Genomic DNA, 19,192 nt, shown 5'->3' on the forward strand with positions numbered 1-19,192 from the left:
GGGCGATGGCAACGCAATCAGAACAACAACTCGAAAACGCTCTGATCGATCAGCTGCAAACGCTGGGCTGGGAGCGTGTCACGATACCCGACGAGGCGGCGCTGATTGCAAACCTCAAAACCCAGTTGGAAAAGCACAACGGGGTGGTGCTTTCTGACGGCGAATTCACGCAGATCCTCAACACGCTGGCAAAGGGCAATATCTTTCAGAAGGCGAAGACGCTTCGAGAGAAAATCGGCTTCAAGCGGGACGATGGCTCGAACGGCTATATCGAGCTGATCAATCAGGTGCATTGGTGCAAGAACCAGTATCAGGTGACCAATCAGGTCACCATGACGGGCACGTATACAAACCGGTATGACGTGACCTTGCTGGTGAATGGCTTGCCGCTGGTTCAGATCGAGCTAAAGCGGCGTGGCCTTGAGATGAAAGAGGCGTTTAACCAGACAAACCGTTATCACCGGCATTCCATGAGCGCCGGAAAAGGCTTGTTCAACTATGTGCAGTTGTTCGTCATTTCGAACGGCGTGAATACGAAATACTTCGCCAATGCGCCGGTGCAAAAGCGCGATTTCAAACAGACGTTTTTCTGGACCGACGTCGACAACAAGAAGATCAGCGCGCTTTCAGATTTTGCGACTGTGTTTCTGGAGAAATGCCAGCTTTCAAAGATGATCACGAAATATGTGGTCCTGAATGAGAGCGACAAGTTTCTGATGGCGTTGCGGCCTTATCAATTCTACGCGGTGGAAGCGATTGTCGACCGTGTGAACACCACCAACAAGAACGGTTATATCTGGCATACGACGGGATCAGGCAAAACGCTGACAAGTTTCAAGACAGCGCAAATTCTGACGCAAAGCCCGAAGGTGCATAAGGTTGTGTTTGTCGTCGACCGGAAAGACCTCGACTATCAGACAATCAAGGAATTCAATTCCTTTCAGGAGGGCAGTGTCGACGGTACGAACAACACCGGAAGCCTGGTGAAACAGTTTGCGGATGATACGCCGCTGATTGTCACCACGCTGCAAAAGCTCAACACGGCGATCAGCCGGGAGCGGCACCTTGCGAAAATGGATGCCCTGAAAGACAAGCGCATGGTGTTCATTTTTGACGAATGCCACCGAAGCCAGTTTGGCGACACGCATAAGCGGATTACCGAGTATTTCGACAATGTGCAGATGTTTGGGTTTACCGGCACGCCAATCTTTGCCGAGAACGCGGCCAAGAATGCACTCGGCAAACGCACGACCAAAGACTTGTTTGGTGAGTGCCTGCACAAGTATGTCATCACAGACGCGATCCGTGATGAGAATGTTCTGAAATTCATCATTGAATATATCCGGACCTTCAAAGCCAAGGACGAGATTGAAGAGATTGAAGTCGAGGCAATCGATTCCGCGGAAGTGATGGAAGCGCCCGAGCGGCTGGAAAAGGTCACCAATTACATTCTGGCCAATCATGACCGGAAGACGCATTCGAAGGAATTCACGGCGATTATGGCCGTGCCAAATGTGAAAACGCTCTGCAAGTATTACGAGCTGTTCCGTGCGAAGAAGGGAGCTGGCGAACACAATCTCAGGATCGGCACCATCTTCACCTATTCCGCTAATGAGGAAGATGAAGACGCGGACGGTGTGCCGGATGATAGCAAGCCGCAAAACAAGCACAGCCGGGAAAAGCTCGACGAGTATATTCGCGACTATAACGCCGAGTTTAAAACCAATTTCGGCACAGATAATTTCTATGGCTATTACAAGGATATCGGAAAGCGCGTCCGGGAGCGCGAAATAGATATCCTGCTGGTCGTGAACATGTTCCTGACGGGCTTCGATTCAAAGCCGCTCAATACAATCTATGTCGACAAGAATTTGAAATTCCACGGCCTCTTGCAGGCTTATTCCCGGACCAACCGGATTTACGGAAGCAAGAAGAGCCAGGGCAATGTCGTTTGTTTCAGGGATCTGAAGAAGGATACCGACAAGGCGCTGGAGCTGTTCGCCAACAAGACACCAACGGAAGAAATCGTTCTTGCTCCGTATGAGGATTATGTTGCGAACTTCAACGAAGCGCTGGCCACGCTGGACGCCATTGCGCCAACGGTCGAGAGTGTCGACGATCTGCTAACAGAAGAGGATGAGGCAAAGTTTATTCAGGCTTTCCGCGCGCTGATGCGGATTAAGAACGTCATGGAATGCTTTTCCGGGTTTTCCTTTGACGATCTGGACATGGATGAGCAGACCTTCGCGGATTATCGCAGTAAATACCTCGACCTGTACGAGAAGGTCAAAAGCGACAACGCGAAAGAGAAGGTTTCAATTCTCGACGATATCGATTTCGAGATTGAACTGATCCGCCGCGACCGCGTGAATGTCAGCTATATCATCACGCTGTTGCAGAACATGAAGGACGCCAAGCCAGAAGACCAAGCGAAGATCCGCAAGACCATTCTCGACGTTATGGATACCGAAGCCCAGCTTCGCAGCAAGAAGGAACTTATCGAGCAATTTATCAGCGTTCACTTTGCCGGTTTGAGCCCGGAGGATGACGTAGGAGACGCATTCGAAACGTTCTGGAATGAGGAGCGCGAAAAAGCTGTTGCTGCTCTGAGTGACGAAGAGGGCTTAGATAAGGACGGTCTGGAAAAAGTCATCGGCGATTATCTATTTACAGAGAAGCCGCCATTGAACGACGATGTTATAAATCTGATGAGCGTTCGCCCCGGGCTTCGTGAGCGGCGCAATGTTGCAACGCGGATTATTGATAAGATTAAGGGTTTTGTAGAGACCTTCATCGACGGAGTGGATTAGCGAAAACTACTCACACAATCGCATGTGTGGGTATTTTTGTTGGTATCGATTTTTTCTAAAATAGATAAGTATAGATTTTTCAGTATGTTGAGTGTTTAAATCGAGTCCTCTTAACGCACCAACCTTTTTTCTGAAAATGCGGAATATATCCTGACAGCCCCCCTATTTGCGGGAATTGACTTGCCGCCGTTTGCGCGGGCATCAACGCTCTTTGTTGTTTAGCGTTTCCGGTGTGAAGATATGGCGTTCAATCTGCGATCACTTCGTTCATGGGAAGGTCTGTCCGGCGGATTGGTTTTGCTGGCGATTTTAAGTGTCGCGCTCTGGACGATTATGCTCTCGCCCAAGGGGGACCGTGTCCCGCTTTCAGACGTTTCGGTCATTGCTGACACCTCCTCTTATATGAACCGACGCGTGTCAGACTTTTCCGAGGCGCAAAGCCTGACTAGCCGCGGCGGTTTGCCGTCAGAGGGGCGGTATCGCTATATCTGGCGGGCCCGGCAGGTGGAGCTTCTGGAGCATGGCAATCTGGGCATTGCCTATCTTGGCGCGGGTGGGCCGAGCTATCTTCTGATCAATGGTGTAGAGGTCTGGGGCGCGTTTGCCATTTCTACGCCGTTTCCCGGGCTTGGCGGGTATTGGCGCGTTGCGCCTGTGCCGCAGAACCTGTTGGTACCTGGGACAAACAGGATCGAGATCGTGTCTGATCTGGACCCGTTTCGCAGCGACATCCGTCAGATCTACACGGGCGATTTTGAGAGACTCGCGGGCAGCGTCGAGCGCTATAATGGCTGGCTGAACGCGCTCATGCGGGTCGGTATTCTGATGGCCGGTATCGTGCTTTCTGTGGCGCTGCTGGCCGCCGTCACAGTGCCAAAGCGAATGAAGGCCAATGGAGGTTTTGCGCTCATGGGCGCGCTTTTGTTTGCCGAGGTTTATCTTGCAGGCTGGGGCGCCACTCTCATTGGGCCATCATGGGCCGGTCTTGCCGCATTAGGACTGGTTTCTGTCATCGCGTTGCTGACGGGCATTTACGCCTATCGCTGCCGCGTCTGGCTGAAATTTTACTGCGGCAAGCTGGCCGGACTCAGTCTACTCGGTCTGACCGTTTGTGCCGGCGGAGTTCTGGTTATCAATGCCGTCCTGCCGCTGTCTTTTCTGCCTGTGATGACGGTGAAGGCATTGTTCTGGCTCGGCCTCAGCCTGTTCATTCTGATCGAGAGCGGCGGAGATGTTGTGCTTCAATGGTGGGCGCACCGGTCCGAGGTGGACGCGCTGACCCGTAAAGTACAGGAGCAGGCGCTGGAGCTCGATGAAAAGAGCCGGCTTATCGCCTTCGAAATGCGTAATCGGGCGATCATGGAGGAACGCCAGCGCTTTACCCGTGACATTCATGATGGGCTTGGCGGGCAGCTATTATCGCTTCTGGTGCAGGTGCGCAGCGGACGCTTGAACAAAAGCCGTATGCTGGAAGAAATACAGTCGTCGCTGAACGATTTGCGGCTGATCGTCGATTCTATTGACCATATGGGCGATGATCTGGTTGCCGTGCTCAGCGCTTTTCATGTGCGGGCGGAGGCGCAGTTGGTTTCGGCGGGGCTGACTTTCGACTGGAAACAGCCGGAAGTTATTAATGGCGAAATTCGCGGCTCAGGCTCTACGCTCAATCTTTATCGCATGATCCAGGAGTCGCTTACGAACGCGATCCGCCACGCCAAGGCGCAATATGTCTCTGTACGGATTGAAGAGCGACAGACACAGGGCGAGCTTGTGATCCATATCGAAGATGATGGAATAGGCATTCCAGCAGAGCGTCTGGACACGCCGGGCAAAGGCATTCGCAATCTTCGCCGCCGTGCAGAAATGCTCAATGGGTCTGTCAGCTTAGAACCGAGCGGTTATGGAGACGGCACGCGCGTGATCATCCGGGTACCACTGGAACAGGCCGATGATCAGATAATGATCCAGCCCATCTGAATGGCCTCGAAAACGGCTTCCGATTTAGATTTTACATTCAGCTTGCGGTGAATGGCTTTGGAATAGTGGCGCACAGTGTGCGGGGAAATATCCATCAGCTCTGCTGCTTCGATCTGCGACAGACCCTTGGCAAAGAGCGTGAGTAATTCGGTCTCTCTCTGTGTCAGTGGCGTATCCTGCGCCAGCTCACCGGCTTTCGTGTCCGCTGGCGCCGGTGGTTTGACGTCTTTATTGCGGATCATGGACAATAAATGCGGTGTGACCTGCGCGCTCATCGGCGCTGCGCCACAGGCCGTTTCCCTGATATGACGGATGATCATTTCCGGCTCTGAGTCCTTCAGAAGATAACCGTTAGCGCCGGATTCAAGCGCGGCCTGAACGCTATGGCGGTCCCCCAGAATGGTCAGGATAAGTGCCTTGCTGCGGCCTTCTTTGGTGAGGCGTTCAACCAGCTCAGTCCCCGACCCGTCAGGCAGTTGCAGATCGACAAGGCAGACATCCGGCACAAGGCCCTCATCAAGCGCCTGCATCGCTTCGGCGACTGTCGTCGCGGCGAACCGGAGCTGCAGTGCGGATTCAGCTTCGATAATCGACACGATGTAATCGCGCAGAATGTCATCGTCTTCCAGAATGCCGACGGAGATTACAGATGCTGTCATGGCTATCTCGCGCCTCCGGCGTCATCGAGCTTCCAGCAATTTCCATAGCGCTGGTTTTGTGAGTCGACCCAGACGGACGTAGGCGCGGCTAACGAGCCCATGCCGAGGATTTCATCAATCATCAGCCCATCATGAATGTTCACCATGCGCCAGTCTGCGCCGAAGCTTGCCTGACAAAGCGCGTGCCCGTCCGACTGGGTATCAATGAGGTCACCGGCAACAGGCTCGGTGAAGCTGATGGATGCGCCTGTCCATGCGCCCTGCAGGTTTTCTGCGACCAGCCCCTCCGGTGCAGAGCGGAATTCCTCATGCAGGCAGGCGAGCGGGAGCTCGGTTGAACATTGCGTATCGCCGACATAGGGGTTGCAGAGGCTATTGCCTTGCGGGTCGCTGCAGCCGAGACGCACGATTTCGTCCGTGTTCGGAATAGGCGTCGCAAGGAAGGTTGTGCCCGAAGATGTATCTGGCTCCAGACAGACGGCAACGCCGACAAAATCGACCATCGTGTCTTCGCTGATCGCGTAATCAATCGAGCGCCAGTTCTGCGCGCCGCGTATCCAGTCGAGAAGGTTGGAGTAATCTGCCGGAACAGCCAGACCTTCCTGATTGACGCCCTCTGCAAAGGTCAGGTCACGCAGGCGGGCAAAGATGAGATTGCCGTCCTGCTGCCATGGGGATGTGTCTTCAACGCCGATACGCGAGAAGGTTTCGACATGTGCATGGCCCAGCTGGCTTTTTGTAAAAAGGTCGCCAATTGTGATCGTATCATTGCGCGGTAGGGATCGTTCGCGGATGCCAAGTGCAATCACGCCATTGGCCACGTTTGATGGCAGGACAAGCGAATCCAGCAGAACCTGATCCAGCCGGCCGTCGTCATAGCTACGATCAATGCCAACGGCGCCCTGCCGCCCGAAACGGTTTTCCATAAAGTCGTGCAGCGGGCTGCGAGTGATGGCTTCATCGCCGGATGAAGAAAACCCGTCTTCTTCGCCGCGCACCACAATCCGCTTATACTCTCCGCGAACGCATTGAAGGTCCTCCAGCATACGCATGCCGTTCAGATCGCCTGCGCTTGCCTGACTGCCAGCGGGAGTTTGCGGAGCGTCAGATGCGGTATCAGGCACAAGACGTGATACGCCGAAGCCTGCTGCCCCTCCGACCAACAGTATCAGTACTGAAAACGCAATTGTGCCCGTCGAGCGCATTCTGAATCCCGGAAAATTTTCAGTTCGTATAGAGCCTTACGACGATATCGCACACCCCCACATTTGCGGGATGCCCCTCAAATCATCAACGCTTTAGGACCCCCGCACACTGCCGGGCTCTCCCCTTTTGAGTTCAGGCAGACAACAAACTGGGGACTAAAATGAAATCCAAAATAACCAGAAACATTCAGGCTAAAAATGCGAGGCCGGGGGCGTCGGCCAAGCTTGCAACTGCGCTTTTGACGACGGCATCCGTTCTGATCGCGGGCAAAGCTGCAGCTATGGACGTAACCCGTTCACCGCAGCCTGGCTCACTAGTCTACACGACCGGTGCTGGTGCGTGTCATGTGACGCTTCGCAATAACGAATATGCGCTTTACGGCGAGTATGATGACGTAAGCGGGGACGACCATATCGAGCGCGGCATTTACCTGTCAGACGTGACGCCGGTTGCTGCTGACAGCAATTACCGCGTTCGAGTGGGCAATTATCAGTCCATGGGCCAGGTCACGGTTAGCCTGCCAACGACGTATAATTACGATCAGCCGATTTATTTCGGCCTTCGGGACATTGGCGCAGCGAGCCCGGGTGACTTTGCCGGTGGTTTGGCCGCGACGGTCGAGCTCGACACGGCTGCAATGATCACGACGGGCGGCGCATGTGCCGATATTGGTGGTATGATCAATAGTGGTGGACAGCCAAACACGCCGCCTGTGGCTGATGCCGGCGCTGATGTGACCTATACGCTGGGCACAGACACGTTTGGCCAGCTGGATGGTCGTGGCTCCTATGACGCTGATGGCGACAACTTCACCTATTACTGGCGACGTGTCTCCGGCCCGTCTTCCCAGATTACCGTCAGCGGGTCTCGTAACCCTGTCTGGCAAATCGCTCCGCCTGCGTTTGCCGGTGTTCAAATCTGGAATCTGACGATCAACGACCAGAATGGCGGTGTTGCTCAGGATACGGTGCAGATCACGTGGAATGCGGCAGCAGGTGATACAACGCCGCCGCGTATTGCAAGTATTGAACGCCACAGGCCTACGAATGAAACGACGGATGCTGATCAGCTGGAATGGCTGGTAACCTTTGATGAGGATGTCCAGAATGTCGACGCTTCGGACTTCCGTATTACGGGCATTTCTTCTTATACCCGTTCTTACGCGGTTGTTTCCCCGAATGAATACTATGTCAGTGTATCGGGCGGTGACCTGACCAATGTTACGAATGCTGTCATTGGACTGGAGCTTAATCAGGGCACGAATATTGCTGACCTCGCGTCCAACCCGATTGTGGATGTGACGCCAACGGGCGCGAACGAAACTTACACGGTTATCAACGCTACGAACTCGGCTCCAACGGTCGACAGCTTTGCAGCAAGCGCAAGTGAAGTCTTTTTCGATCCTGAGCAGCGGAACGCAACGGTTGATCTGACCGGAACATTCTCAGACCCTGACGGCGATACGCTTACAGGTGCAATTACACAGATCAGCGGACCTGCGACAACCTTCCTTGCGGGTGCGACATTTGCGGGCAGTATCGAACAGATTGTCCGTCAGCCGAACTCGGCTGGTCGCGCGGTGTATGAGCTCAGCGTCAGCGATGGTCGCGGCGGGACAGATACGTCTCAGGTCGTTGTCGACTGGACGGTAAACACGCCGCCAAGCGTTTCAGGCCCTGTCGTGATTGCACCATCTGCGCCAGTCCTTCCGGGTTCCAACTACACGCTGGATGCGGGCACCGTCACAGATGTTGACGGTCAGGACCTCGACTATACATGGACACAGACAGGCGGTCCGAATGTCAGCCTGAATGACCCGAATGCAGCAAACCCAAGCTTCCCGGTTCCGACAACGGGCGGAACATTCACCTTTGCCGTGACCATTTCTGATGGCGTGAACACCATCACGCAGACCGTTACGGTTACGCTGACGGTTGATCAGACACCAACCGCTGATGCGGGCGCTGATCAGACGCTGGCAAATGTAGCTCCGGGTACGGTTGTAACGCTCGATGGGACGGGCTCATCTGACCCTGAAGGCGTGCCACTGACTTATACATGGCGCCAGATTTCTGGCCCTGTTGTAGCGCTCCAGAATGCGTCTGCGGCAACCCCGAGCTTTGTGTATCCGCCATCAGATAGCCGTATGCAGAGTGCGTCTGGCCTTGCTCAGCCTGAAGGTGCGCCAGCAGATACGCTGGTCTTCGGTCTGGTTGTCTCTGACGGTAATCTCTCTTCTGCCGAAGACGAGGTGTCTGTCACCATCAACACAAACCTCGCACCAACGGCTGATGCGGGCGCGGACGTGACGGTAAACGGCTATGACAATGGCGACACGGTAGCGCTTGATGGTAGCGCGAGTTCTGACCCGGACGGCGATACGCTGACCTACGCCTGGTCTGTCGTCAGCGGCAGCGCGACGATCAATGATCCGACGCTTGCCCAGCCAACGCTGACTTACACCGGCTCAAACTCTGACACTGTCGATGAGCAGGTTACTGTTGCTCTGGTGGTGAACGACGGCGCTGTTGATAGCCCGGCAGACGAGAAGGTGATCACCTTCCAGGATAACCGCGCACCGACAGCGAATGCTGGCGCGAACATTACCGGTATCAATTCCGGTGAGCTCGTTACGCTGAACGGTTCTGCTTCGTCAGACCCTGATGGCGATGCCCTGACTTACACCTGGCAGCAGGTGTCCGGTCCGGCTGTGACTCTGTCTGACGTTAATGCCGTCAGCCCGAGCTTCACAGCGCCATTCGTAGCAACTGAGTCCACGCTGACATTCCGCCTCACCGTGAATGACGGCACAGAAGACAGCCCTGCGTCTCTGGTAACTGTTGATGTGCGCCCGGTCGGCTCCATCACCATTATCAGTGAGGCGACAGGCGGTGATACAAGCTTCAGCTTCACGTCTGATCTTCCGGGCCTTAATGCAACGGTCACGACCTCTGCAGGTCAGGCGAGCCTGTCGGCAGATCGTGTGATTGCAGGCCAGTATACCGTGACGATGGCAGACCCACGTGATGCAGGTTTCGCGCTCACGGCGCTGACTTGTGACGACGGTGATTCCACTGCGAATATCGGTGCGCGTCAGGCGACCATCAATCTTGCTGCGGGCGAGGATGTTATCTGTACGTTTGCGTCTGTGAACAGCCGCGGTGCGGCGCAGGATGCTATTCAGCAAATGCAGGCACAGCGCGGCGCGCTTCTTCTGAGCAATGGTCCGGATGCGGGCCGACGTATGGACCGTGTTGCCGGCCGTGCGGTTCAGGCAGAGGGTGTGCAGCTAGCAGGTCTGAACCTTGTTTCAGGCCGGACTGCACCTGTCAGCATGTCTCTGAACGATGCTGGCGGCTCTATGGATGTCAGCCTGTCTGCTATTGCGGGCGCGGATGCGAACATGGGCGCGGGCAGCTTCGATGTCTGGGCTGAGGTCAACTATGCCAAATTCGACAATTCCGGCTCTGAAGGCGATTTCTCGCTCTTCTATGTCGGCGCGGACTATCTGGTCACAGACCGCGTACTAGTCGGTGTTCTGGCACAGTTCGACAACTTCGAGAGCGAGAATGACCGCACATCTGTTGCCGCGGATGGTAACGGCTTCATGGTCGGTCCGTATATGACGGCGCGTCTTGCTAATAATCTCTATGCTGATGCTCGCATCGCATGGGGACAGGCAGATAACTCCGTCACGCCGCTTGGCACATATACGGATGATTTCGACACAACGCGTATGTTGTTCGCAGGTAGCATCAGCGGTGACTATGCGTTCAACACTCATCTGACGCTGCGTCCGACAATCGAATACCGGACCTTCAACGAAACGCAGGAAGCTTACCGCGATGCGTTTGGTGTTCTGATCCCTGAAAGTGACCTCAATCTCAACGAGCTGAGCTTTGCGCCAAAACTTATCACAACGCACCAGCGTGTGACCGGTGAGACATGGTCTGCCTTCATCGAGGCTGAGGGCATTTACAACTTCGGTGACGAGGTTGTGGGTGTGTTCGATGACGACTTCCGTATGCGTCTCGAAGGCGGCTTTAGCTGGCTTGCAGAGAATGGCATCCAGATGAGTTTCAACACCTATCTTGATGGTGTGGGTTCAGATGTCTTCGATGCGCACGGCTTCCGCGTCTCAATCAGCAAATCTCTGAACTAAATCGGTTCTGACATAACCGGATATCAGTGGCGGGCCCTGAAAGGGGCCCGTCATTTTTGTGTTCTGTTTGAAATTCTCCTGCCAACTGACGCTGCGTTAGTTCTTGATTGTAAGCACGTGACGCTTTTAGCTGACGGCTAAATAGAACTGGGAACAACATGAACCTCGAATTCACGGCTGCCGATCAGGCGTTCAGAGACGAAGTCCGCACCTTTCTTAAAGACAATCTGACGCCGGAACTTGCAGCGGCAGGACGCAAGGCGACAAGCGTCTTCATCGAGCCGGAATACACGCTGGCATGGCAGGAAAAATTGAAGACCCGCGGCTGGGTCGCGCCGCACTGGCCAAAAGAGTATGGCGGACCTGGTTTCACTGAAACACAAAAGGCCATCTTCGCAGCCGAATTTGCCGCCGCTGGCGCGCCTTCGCTCTCTCCAATGGGGCTTTCCATGGTGGGGCCGTGTATCATCGGATACGGCACGCCAGAGCAGAAAGCCCATTACCTTCCGCGCCTTCTGAATGGCGAGGATTACTGGTGTCAGGGGTATTCCGAGCCGGGGTCCGGTTCCGACCTCGCTTCGCTTCAGCTGAAGGCCGAACGCGACGGTGATGATTATGTGCTGAACGGCACTAAAATCTGGACCACCCATGCCCATCACGCCAACAAGATGTTTTGCCTTGTCCGTACACGGACCGAAGGCAAGCCGCAGACAGGCATCACCTTCCTGCTTCTGGATATGAATACGCCAGGCATTAAGGTCGATCCGATCCGGACCATGACGGGCGAACACGAGTTCAATCAGGTCTTCTTCGACGATGTGCGTGTACCGGTATCCGGGCGTCTGGGTGAAGAAAACGACGGCTGGACAGTCGCAAAATATCTTCTCGAGTTTGAACGCGGCGGCGGCACATCAGCCGGCGTGAAAGCTGCGCTCGAACGCCTGCGCCGGTATCGCATTATGATAGGCATTGATGATCCGATCCTTGCCAAAAAGCTTGAGCAGGTGTCGATCAAGGTCGAAGCGCTGCTCATGACCGAGCACCGGATTGTCGCCTCGCTGAGTGCTGGCGCATCGCCGGGGCCTGCGGCATCCATCCTGAAGGCGCAGCGCACAGAGCTCATGCAGCAGGTTGATGAGATCGGCATTGAAATGGCCGGTATCTTTGCGGGCGTCTACGAGCCTGACAGCTGGCTGCCAACGCCGAACACCGCGCCTGTCGGTCCGGACGAGCTTGCGGTTGCCATGCCGCGTTATCTGAACGACCGCGCCGCGTCCATCTATGGAGGCTCGAACGAAATCCAGCGCAATATCGTCGCCAAAGCGGTATTGCGGCTTTAGCCGCGCCGCCAGACGGTTCAGGCGGATAATGGTGACCCCGACAGGATTCGAACCTGTGACCTACGGATTAGGGAGCCTTTCGCAGTTAATACCTGTATGTGCGCTTGGGTGCACTTGTGCAGGAATGGTGCTGTGTTTTCTTTGAGTAGGTAGAGAACTCTGCTTTTTTACCACTCGTAAAACGTGGAAGTGCGCTCGCGCCTGGTGTCGTAGGAGATCAAAATGCTGTCACTCTAGCCCCATGACCTTATGAAGATGGCCGGGAATATCTGAAGGCAAATCCCATTGTATGGTGATCGGTTTCTCACCTTCCCAAGAAACGAAACGAGGCTGTCCGCAGTAGATAAAAGGGGCGGCGCGGCTGTCTCGCATCTTTTCACCGCGCACAAAGAGATAGACCTTAGCATCGCGCTGCTCGCCAGACAGGATCAAGCCCTGACTGCTGTCGCGACGGGTCTGATTCTGGCTTTGCCATTGCATGCGTGTGGGGCTCAAGAATTTGTCTTCGTAGTGGTTGCCGCTGGATAGCGAGCCCTTTTTCAAGGTGGTGAGTAGGACAAGGTCTTTATCCACGCGGACGATACCTGAGTTCCAATTGCCCGGGCTGAATTCCTTGCCGAACAACGGCGGGATGTCTTCACGCATGTAGGATTGCCAAAGCTCTGGACCGGCATTCCAGGTGGCGCCTTCCTCTCGGACGACTAGCGTCTGAGGCTCGGTCGCTAAGAATTCGATCAATCGCCAATCAACCAGCTCACCCAGAAGGTCAGGCAGCGAGGCGGTCAGGTCAGCGCGGGCAAGGAACAGTTTTTGGTTGTCACTGTCAAAATGCGGGGTCATCAGCCAGTGCTGTAGACCTTCCTCGAAACGTTGATCGTCAATCTCTGTCAGCTCAGGCCAACGGTCTGAGAGCGCCTCAACTGCACCGTGAATGCGGTCGAGCGGCGCGCCCTGCGACAGGTTTCGAAGCGCCGCCTTCAGGATGAGAAGCGGATCGGCATTTCGGTATTTGGTGTTGCCGATCATGCGCAGCAGGTCGCCATGTGTGGTTATCAGAACGTCCGGAATTTCATCGCCCATATCGCGAACGAAATCAAACCAACCGCCATGCCCGGTCCCGGAGGGATTGAAGTCGGCACGCGCAACTTCCGAAGCGGTCGGGCGTTGGCCGTGGCGCAGTTTGAAGTCACGATAAAAGGCTTCCAGCTCGTTCTGCCCGCCGCGATTACGTAGCATGGCTTTTAGAAAATTAAGCGCCTGCAGTTCGTAGGTGACACTGCAACCTTCCGGTAAAGCGAAAAGTCCATTTTCTAGATCTTCCAGCTTGCGTAACAAGGACCGGTCGCCATCCGCCGCACTCAACAACGCGCGTGCCTTGGTTAGAAAGCTGCGGTGGTTCCCAATATAATCCATCACCTGAAGGTGCGACTTGCCCTCTGCGCGCCGCAGTCCGCGCCCAAGTTGTTGCAGGAAAAGGATGGTGCTTTCGGTCGGCCTCAGCATCAAGACCGTGCCGATTTGCGGGACATCGATGCCTTCGTTGAACATATCGACAGCAAACAGGATATCGAGTTCGCCCTTACCGAGAGCCTCAAGCGAAGACGTGCGCGGCGCGCTATCTTCTCCTGAGTGGACAGCCGCCGCTCGTAATCCATTCCTCATAAAAAAATCAGCCATAAAGTTGGCGTGACGACGCGAACAGCAGAAGCCGATCGCCGGCCCGGCACCATGCTTTCGGTATTGATCCAGCGCATTTTGAGCACGTTTCGTAGTCGCGAGCGCTGCAGTGAGCGCCTCGTCATCAAAGCGGGAGCTGCGCCAGGGAATCTGTTCGTAGTCGACTTCGTCCGGCACGCCAAAATAGCGGAAGGGAACCAGTCGGCCTGAGGATACGCCTTCCAGCAGGTCGCACTGGAAGACGAGGTTTTCACTGCAAAGCCCAAGCAAGTCACCGCCGTCTGTGCGCTCGGGCGTCGCCGTAAGTCCTAATAGGAAATGCGGTGTGAAATGATCAAGAAGGTCACGATAGCTGTTCGCCGCAGCGTGATGGAATTCATCGATGATGATGTAATCGAATGCTTCTGGCGCAAAGCGATCCAGATGTTCCCGGCGGCCGATCGTCTGAATCGAGGCGAAAATGATATCACCTTCTTCTTTGGCCTGGCCGGTAAATCGGCCAAACCTCCCTTCGGGCCTGAGGCGTCGGAATGTGTGCATTGCCTGCGTTAGAATTTCTTCCCGGTGCGCGACAAATAGGATGCGCTTAAAATCCACGCTGTCGAAGGCTGAGAGCCACGTTTTTCCCAATCCAGTTGCAAGCACAACAAGGCCGGCGCGATGTCCGGTTTCACGAGTCAGCTTGAGCGCTTCGAGTGCCTTGCGTTGGATATCGTGCGGCTCAGGGACCGGCTCAGGCGGGCTTTCTTCGGTCACAGCCCGCGTAAATTCCGGTAGCGGCTTTGTTTCGCGGCGGTTGGCATAGCGGTCGATCCATTCCTGCGTCAGAGGCGAGACATTTGGCGATCGAATCAACGCCTCGAACGCCTCATGCACAGGCTGCCAATCATTCTGTTCTGAGCCCGTTTGCAGGTTCCATTCGACACCGTGTTTTAGTGCTGTGCTGGTCAGGTTCGAGCTGCCGACAATGGCCGTGCCTTGGCCGTCACTCGCGCGAAACAGCCAGGCCTTTGGATGAAAACTTCCGCCTCGCGTCTCATAGATGAAGCGTTCCACTTGACCGTCCAGGTCCATCAATCGGCGGAGGGCGGACGGTTCGGTCACGCCGAAATAATCACCAACAACAAGCCGAAGGTGCCCTCCTCTCGCAAGCATGTCTTCAAGGTAGGGTTCAAGCATCGCAACACCGCTGTCGACAGCGAAGGCGACAGCCAGTTCGACTTGCTTCGCGCCGTCGATTTGACGTTTGAGATGTTCGAAAAGCGGGTCGCTGCCACCAGAAATAAGAGTGTTAGCCGGTACTGAAAATCGCTTTTTCGTAAGCGGCCCTTTTTCAATTCTGATGTAAAAATGGCCGCTCCTACTGTCTGTCGTTAGTGCGGTGCTCCGCTCATCCAGTGCGCCGAAGATCGCCGATATTTGTCCCATAAGCTGAAACTGTTCAGCAGGCTCAAGCTCTGCCCAGTTTTCCTTGTGCGCGACTGGTGCAAGCACCTCAGCGCCGTCGAAATCAATTCGAGCGCTGCTCCCCACGGGATGGTTGCTAAGCAATGCGCACAAGGCGCAGGAATGGCTCAGATCATCTTTCAAAGTGTCGTTCCCCAAAGAGATTCGCAAATTAGGCAGAGGGTCTCATGTCGTTTATGAGTCTTGCCCCCCCCCATTCCGCAGCCAACGTCTTCAAGTGCTATCCAAGGGACGACGCCCGACGTCTCTGTGAACAGTTCATTTTTTTGAAGCGCCAGCTGCAATAAAGTTATCGATTGCATCTGAGAGCGCTGTCTCAGGACAATAGCCGAAATCGCGATGACCTTCGATCAACGCGGCCGCAAATGGGGCTGTGTTGACTTGTCTTGGTTCTTTGTTTTGTGGCAGCTCGTTGTCCATCTCAGCGGAAAATTGTATTATTTTTCAACTAAAAACAAGGTGTTTTTGCTTTCTATAGCAAGAAAACTAGCGAGACAATTTTGGGTTTAGTGGTTCGTCCAATTGACTAACGTTCATACTGCCAGTGTTTGACCGTGAGCCTCACCACTAGGGGTTAACTGTATTGACGGTTTATCCGGCGTGTTTCCATAGTGCTTCCACGAGATGAGAGGAAGTGAAGCGAATTTCTTCAATTTATCGAAAACATTGGTGACCCCGACAGGATTCGAACCTGTGACCTACGGATTAGGAATCCGTTGCTCTATCCTGCTGAGCTACGGGGCCAGTCGACCGGTTTTGACTACTCTGAAACGGCACGGCCCTCAAGCGGGGTGAGAAGAGTCAGGATTCTCGCCCCAAACCCCTTGCCAGACCGGCACCTTTCCATTAGAAGCCGCCCCTTGAGTTTCCATAACACCAGTTTCTAAGACGACGGAATTCGACCGATGAAAAGCGAAGGCCACCCAGATTACCACACGATCACTGTCGTGATGACGGACGGTACTGAATATCAGACGCGCTCTACTTACGGCAAAGAGGGTGACAAGCTCCAGCTTGATATCGACCCGAAAACACACCCGGCATGGACAGGCAACACGTCTAACCTGATGGACCGTGGTGGCCGTGTGTCTCGCTTCAAAGACAAGTTCAAAGGCTTCGTCAAATAAGCGAACCGTCTACCGACGAGATTTTGAAAAGCCCGCTGGATATTCCGGCGGGTTTTTTGTTTGCGCTACACCTTCTGGTTTGTCAGCATGCCCGCAGAATCAAACCGTAAGGGGATGACGGGTATGGGTAGAGTATGGTCTGGCCTTATGGCTGGCGCAGCAATGGTATTTTCAGCTGCAGCTCAGGCGCAAAGCGCTGAAGGACAGCCGGACGGGACGCTTCTTTCCAGCGAGCCCTGCATGGAAAGCCCTATTCAGACCTATCAGGATCACGTGCGTATGCGCTATCGGATGGGCATGCGCGCCCAGATGGCAGCGTCACAGGAAGGCATAGAAACGCCGCCCTTCGATGAAGATCGTTTCAGGGCGGGCTTGAGATCACCCGAAGAGGTTGCGCCGCGGCTTGCCTATGACGGCTATGAATGCCTGAACATTACCTATGCCAGTGATGGTCTCGTGATAGCGGGGATAATCTGGAAGCCTGTCGAGACTGAAGGTGAGAGCTTTCCGCTGCTGATTGTGAACCGTGGTGGCAATCGTCAGAGTGGCGGCATGCACCCATGGCGTGACGAGGGCTGGTTTGATTTCGTCGATGCCGGGTTTGTCGTGCTTGCATCGCAATACCGCGAAGGACCGGGCAGTGAAGGTCGCGACGAGTTTGGCGGCGCGGATGTCAATGATGTGCTGAACCTTATCCCGCTGGCTGATGGGCTGGGTTATGTGGACACGGGCAGCACGGTCATGATGGGGGAGTCGCGTGGCGGCCTGATGTCCCTCCTCGCAGCACGTCGCGGTATGGATCTTAAAGCGGTCGCGCTATATGCGCCTGCCACTGCGCTACATTCGTCCGGGCCGAGAGCTGAAGCCTTTGACCGGATGTATAGCGTGATGATTCCGGGCTATGCGGAAAACCCTGAAGCCGCGCGTGAGGCCCGCAATGCAAGCCTGTGGGCAGAAGAGCTCGATGTTCCTGTCATTCTGTTTCACGGCACGGCGGACTGGCGTGTGGACCCGCAAGGCAGTGTTACGTTTGTGAATGCCATGCTAGAGGCCGGAAAGGATGTTGAATTTCATCTGCTGGAGGGCGATGATCACGGTCTGATTTATAATGAAGCCCTCGCACGGGAACTTACTTTGGACTTTTTCTTTCGTTTTTTGACTACTGATTGATGGCACATGCCCGCACCTGTTTTGTGTGAGATTTTATGACAGTTACAGCTAACTCTTCCGAGAGGTCGTCTGCGGCGTCTGTGCTTCAGGCTATTCTGGACACGACGGTGGACGGGCTGATCACGATTGATGAGCGCGGTCGTATTTTGTCGTTCAACAAAGCCTGTGAGGCGATTTTCGGATATGCCGCATCCGAGGTAATGGGCGAGAACGTTTCGTGCCTTATGCCGCTGCCCTATCGTGAAGAGCATGATGGGTATCTTGAGCGCTATCATGACGGCGGTGAGGCGAGCATTATCGGCAAGGGCCGCGAAGTGCGCGGGCTGCGCAAAGACGGATCCACCTTTCCGCTCGATCTGGCGGTTGCTCAGGTCGAAGTCGATGGCCGGGTTTTGTATAGCGGGATTGTGCGTGACATCACAGAGCGTAAACAGGCTGAAGCAAAAATCATTTTGCAGAATGAAGAGCTGGGGCGCTTTGCTTTTATGGCGTCCCATGACCTGAAGGAGCCTCTGCGAAGCATTGAGGCTTTCGCAGAGATTCTATCGCTCGATTATGCTGACAAACTGGATGCCGAAGGCCAGAATTACCTTGAGATTTTGATGTCATCGGCGTCACGCCTTCGGTCGGTTGTGAATGATGTGCTGGAGTATTCCCGTCTGGAAGCTGATGCCGGCGGCGCAGAAGAGTTCGATGCTGGCAACGTGCTGAAACAGCTGCGTGAGGAGCTCCGTGATCGGCTAAAAGAAACCGGCGGACAGGTTACAATGGATGAGCTGCCGGTGCTGCGGGGGGACCGTGTACGCTTCTATCGGTTGCTCCAGAATTTGATTTCCAACGCACTTAAATATTGCCCTCCTGAACGCCAGCCGGAAGTCCATGTTTCGGCGGCGCTGCACAATGATTTCTGGCAGTTCCGGGTTCAGGATAATGGTATCGGGATTGATCCGGAATATTATTCAGTTATTTTTGAAATGTTTAAACGTCTCCATACTCGGGACACCTATTCGGGCACGGGGATTGGCCTGGCCATATGCCGCCGGATTGTCGAGAACTGGGAAGGTGAAATCTGGATAGAGGCTGCACCGGACAATGGCAGCGTCTTCTGTTTTACATTTCCTGCAACGACAGGTATGATTTCGGGTGAGGGGACATAGCAGATTGTTTTTCGTATGAAAAAGATACTACTTGTCGAAGATAACCCTGCGGACGTTCTTCTGACACGGCGCGTTTTTGCTCAGGCTGATATTAATGCAGAAATTATCGTCGCTGAAGACGGCGTGACGGCACTGGAAATGCTGGCAGGAACGACAGAACCGAAGGTGTCGGACCCTGTGCTCATTCTCATGGACATCAATATGCCGCGCAAAAACGGCAAGGATGTTCTGAAAGAAATTAAAGCCACAACGCAACTACGCCATATTCCGGTTGTGATGCTGACGACATCCGACGCGCGTGAGGATATCCGCGAATCCTACGAGAATTATGCGAGCGGTTATATCGTCAAACCGGCGCGCCTCGGAGACTTCATGAAGGCTGTCGAGACGCTCAAGCAATTCTGGTTTGAAACGGTTACGCTGTCATCAAGTGACTAACG

The 19,192-nt window shown here is 54.6% G+C and carries 11 protein-coding genes and 1 tRNA gene; 8 read left to right on the forward strand and 4 right to left on the reverse strand.

Features of this window, described 5'->3' with window-relative positions:
* Positions 1–5: 5 nt before the first annotated feature.
* Together P1U45_RS06780 and P1U45_RS06785 are read left to right on the forward strand one after the other, a co-directional pair.
* Positions 6–2,810 (forward strand): type I restriction endonuclease subunit R, encoded by a 2,805-nt coding sequence (locus P1U45_RS06780; protein WP_301058351.1) that lies wholly within the window; start codon positions 6–8, stop codon positions 2,808–2,810.
* A gap of 240 nt (positions 2,811–3,050) precedes the next feature.
* Positions 3,051–4,787, forward strand: a complete 1,737-nt coding sequence (locus P1U45_RS06785; RefSeq protein ID WP_301058352.1) for an ATP-binding protein — start codon at positions 3,051–3,053, stop codon at positions 4,785–4,787.
* Here the strand turns inward: P1U45_RS06785 and P1U45_RS06790 are convergent.
* Both P1U45_RS06790 and P1U45_RS06795 read right to left on the reverse strand, forming a co-directional pair.
* On the reverse strand, positions 4,763–5,446 hold the full coding sequence (locus P1U45_RS06790; RefSeq protein ID WP_301058353.1) for a response regulator transcription factor: 684 nt from the start codon (positions 5,444–5,446) through the stop codon (positions 4,763–4,765). The genes P1U45_RS06785 and P1U45_RS06790 overlap by 25 nt on opposite strands.
* A gap of 2 nt (positions 5,447–5,448) precedes the next feature.
* Positions 5,449–6,651 (reverse strand): hypothetical protein, encoded by a 1,203-nt coding sequence (locus tag P1U45_RS06795; RefSeq protein WP_301058354.1) that lies wholly within the window; start codon positions 6,649–6,651, stop codon positions 5,449–5,451.
* A 161-nt stretch (positions 6,652–6,812) separates the two neighbouring features.
* Here P1U45_RS06795 and P1U45_RS06800 point away from each other — a divergent pair, with 161 nt between their 5' ends.
* Both P1U45_RS06800 and P1U45_RS06805 read left to right on the forward strand, forming a co-directional pair.
* A complete protein-coding gene (locus P1U45_RS06800) occupies positions 6,813–10,814 on the forward strand; it encodes an autotransporter domain-containing protein (protein ID WP_301058355.1) in 4,002 nt (1,333 codons plus the stop codon).
* 158 nt (positions 10,815–10,972) lie between these two features.
* Positions 10,973–12,154, forward strand: a complete 1,182-nt coding sequence (locus tag P1U45_RS06805; protein ID WP_301058356.1) for an acyl-CoA dehydrogenase family protein — start codon at positions 10,973–10,975, stop codon at positions 12,152–12,154.
* A gap of 228 nt (positions 12,155–12,382) precedes the next feature.
* Here the strand turns inward: P1U45_RS06805 and P1U45_RS06810 are convergent, their stop codons facing one another.
* On the reverse strand, positions 12,383–15,421 hold the full coding sequence (locus P1U45_RS06810) for a DUF3427 domain-containing protein (protein ID WP_301058357.1): 3,039 nt from the start codon (positions 15,419–15,421) through the stop codon (positions 12,383–12,385).
* 544 nt (positions 15,422–15,965) lie between these two features.
* Positions 15,966–16,042, reverse strand: a tRNA-Arg gene (locus P1U45_RS06815).
* 161 nt (positions 16,043–16,203) lie between these two features.
* Here P1U45_RS06815 and rpmE point away from each other — a divergent pair.
* From rpmE to P1U45_RS06835, 4 genes are all read left to right on the forward strand, one after another.
* Positions 16,204–16,425 carry a 50S ribosomal protein L31 gene (gene rpmE, locus P1U45_RS06820; protein ID WP_022694167.1) on the forward strand — a complete coding sequence of 74 codons (222 nt, stop codon included), beginning with the start codon at positions 16,204–16,206 and terminating at the stop codon, positions 16,423–16,425.
* Positions 16,426–16,548: 123 nt separating this feature from the next.
* Complete coding sequence (locus tag P1U45_RS06825) at positions 16,549–17,595, forward strand: prolyl oligopeptidase family serine peptidase (protein ID WP_301058358.1); 1,047 nt, start codon at positions 16,549–16,551, stop codon at positions 17,593–17,595.
* A gap of 35 nt (positions 17,596–17,630) precedes the next feature.
* Positions 17,631–18,752, forward strand: coding sequence for a PAS domain-containing sensor histidine kinase (locus P1U45_RS06830; protein ID WP_301058360.1), 1,122 nt, complete (start codon positions 17,631–17,633; stop codon positions 18,750–18,752).
* Positions 18,753–18,767: 15 nt separating this feature from the next.
* The gene (locus P1U45_RS06835) at positions 18,768–19,190 is read left to right on the forward strand and encodes a response regulator (RefSeq protein ID WP_293610102.1); all 423 of its coding nucleotides are present in this window, start codon (positions 18,768–18,770) and stop codon (positions 19,188–19,190) included.
* The last annotated feature ends 2 nt before the right edge of the window (positions 19,191–19,192 follow it).

The sequence above is a fragment of the Ponticaulis sp. genome (assembly GCF_029210165.1).
In the GTDB taxonomy this organism is placed as follows: Bacteria; Pseudomonadota; Alphaproteobacteria; order Caulobacterales; family Hyphomonadaceae; genus Ponticaulis.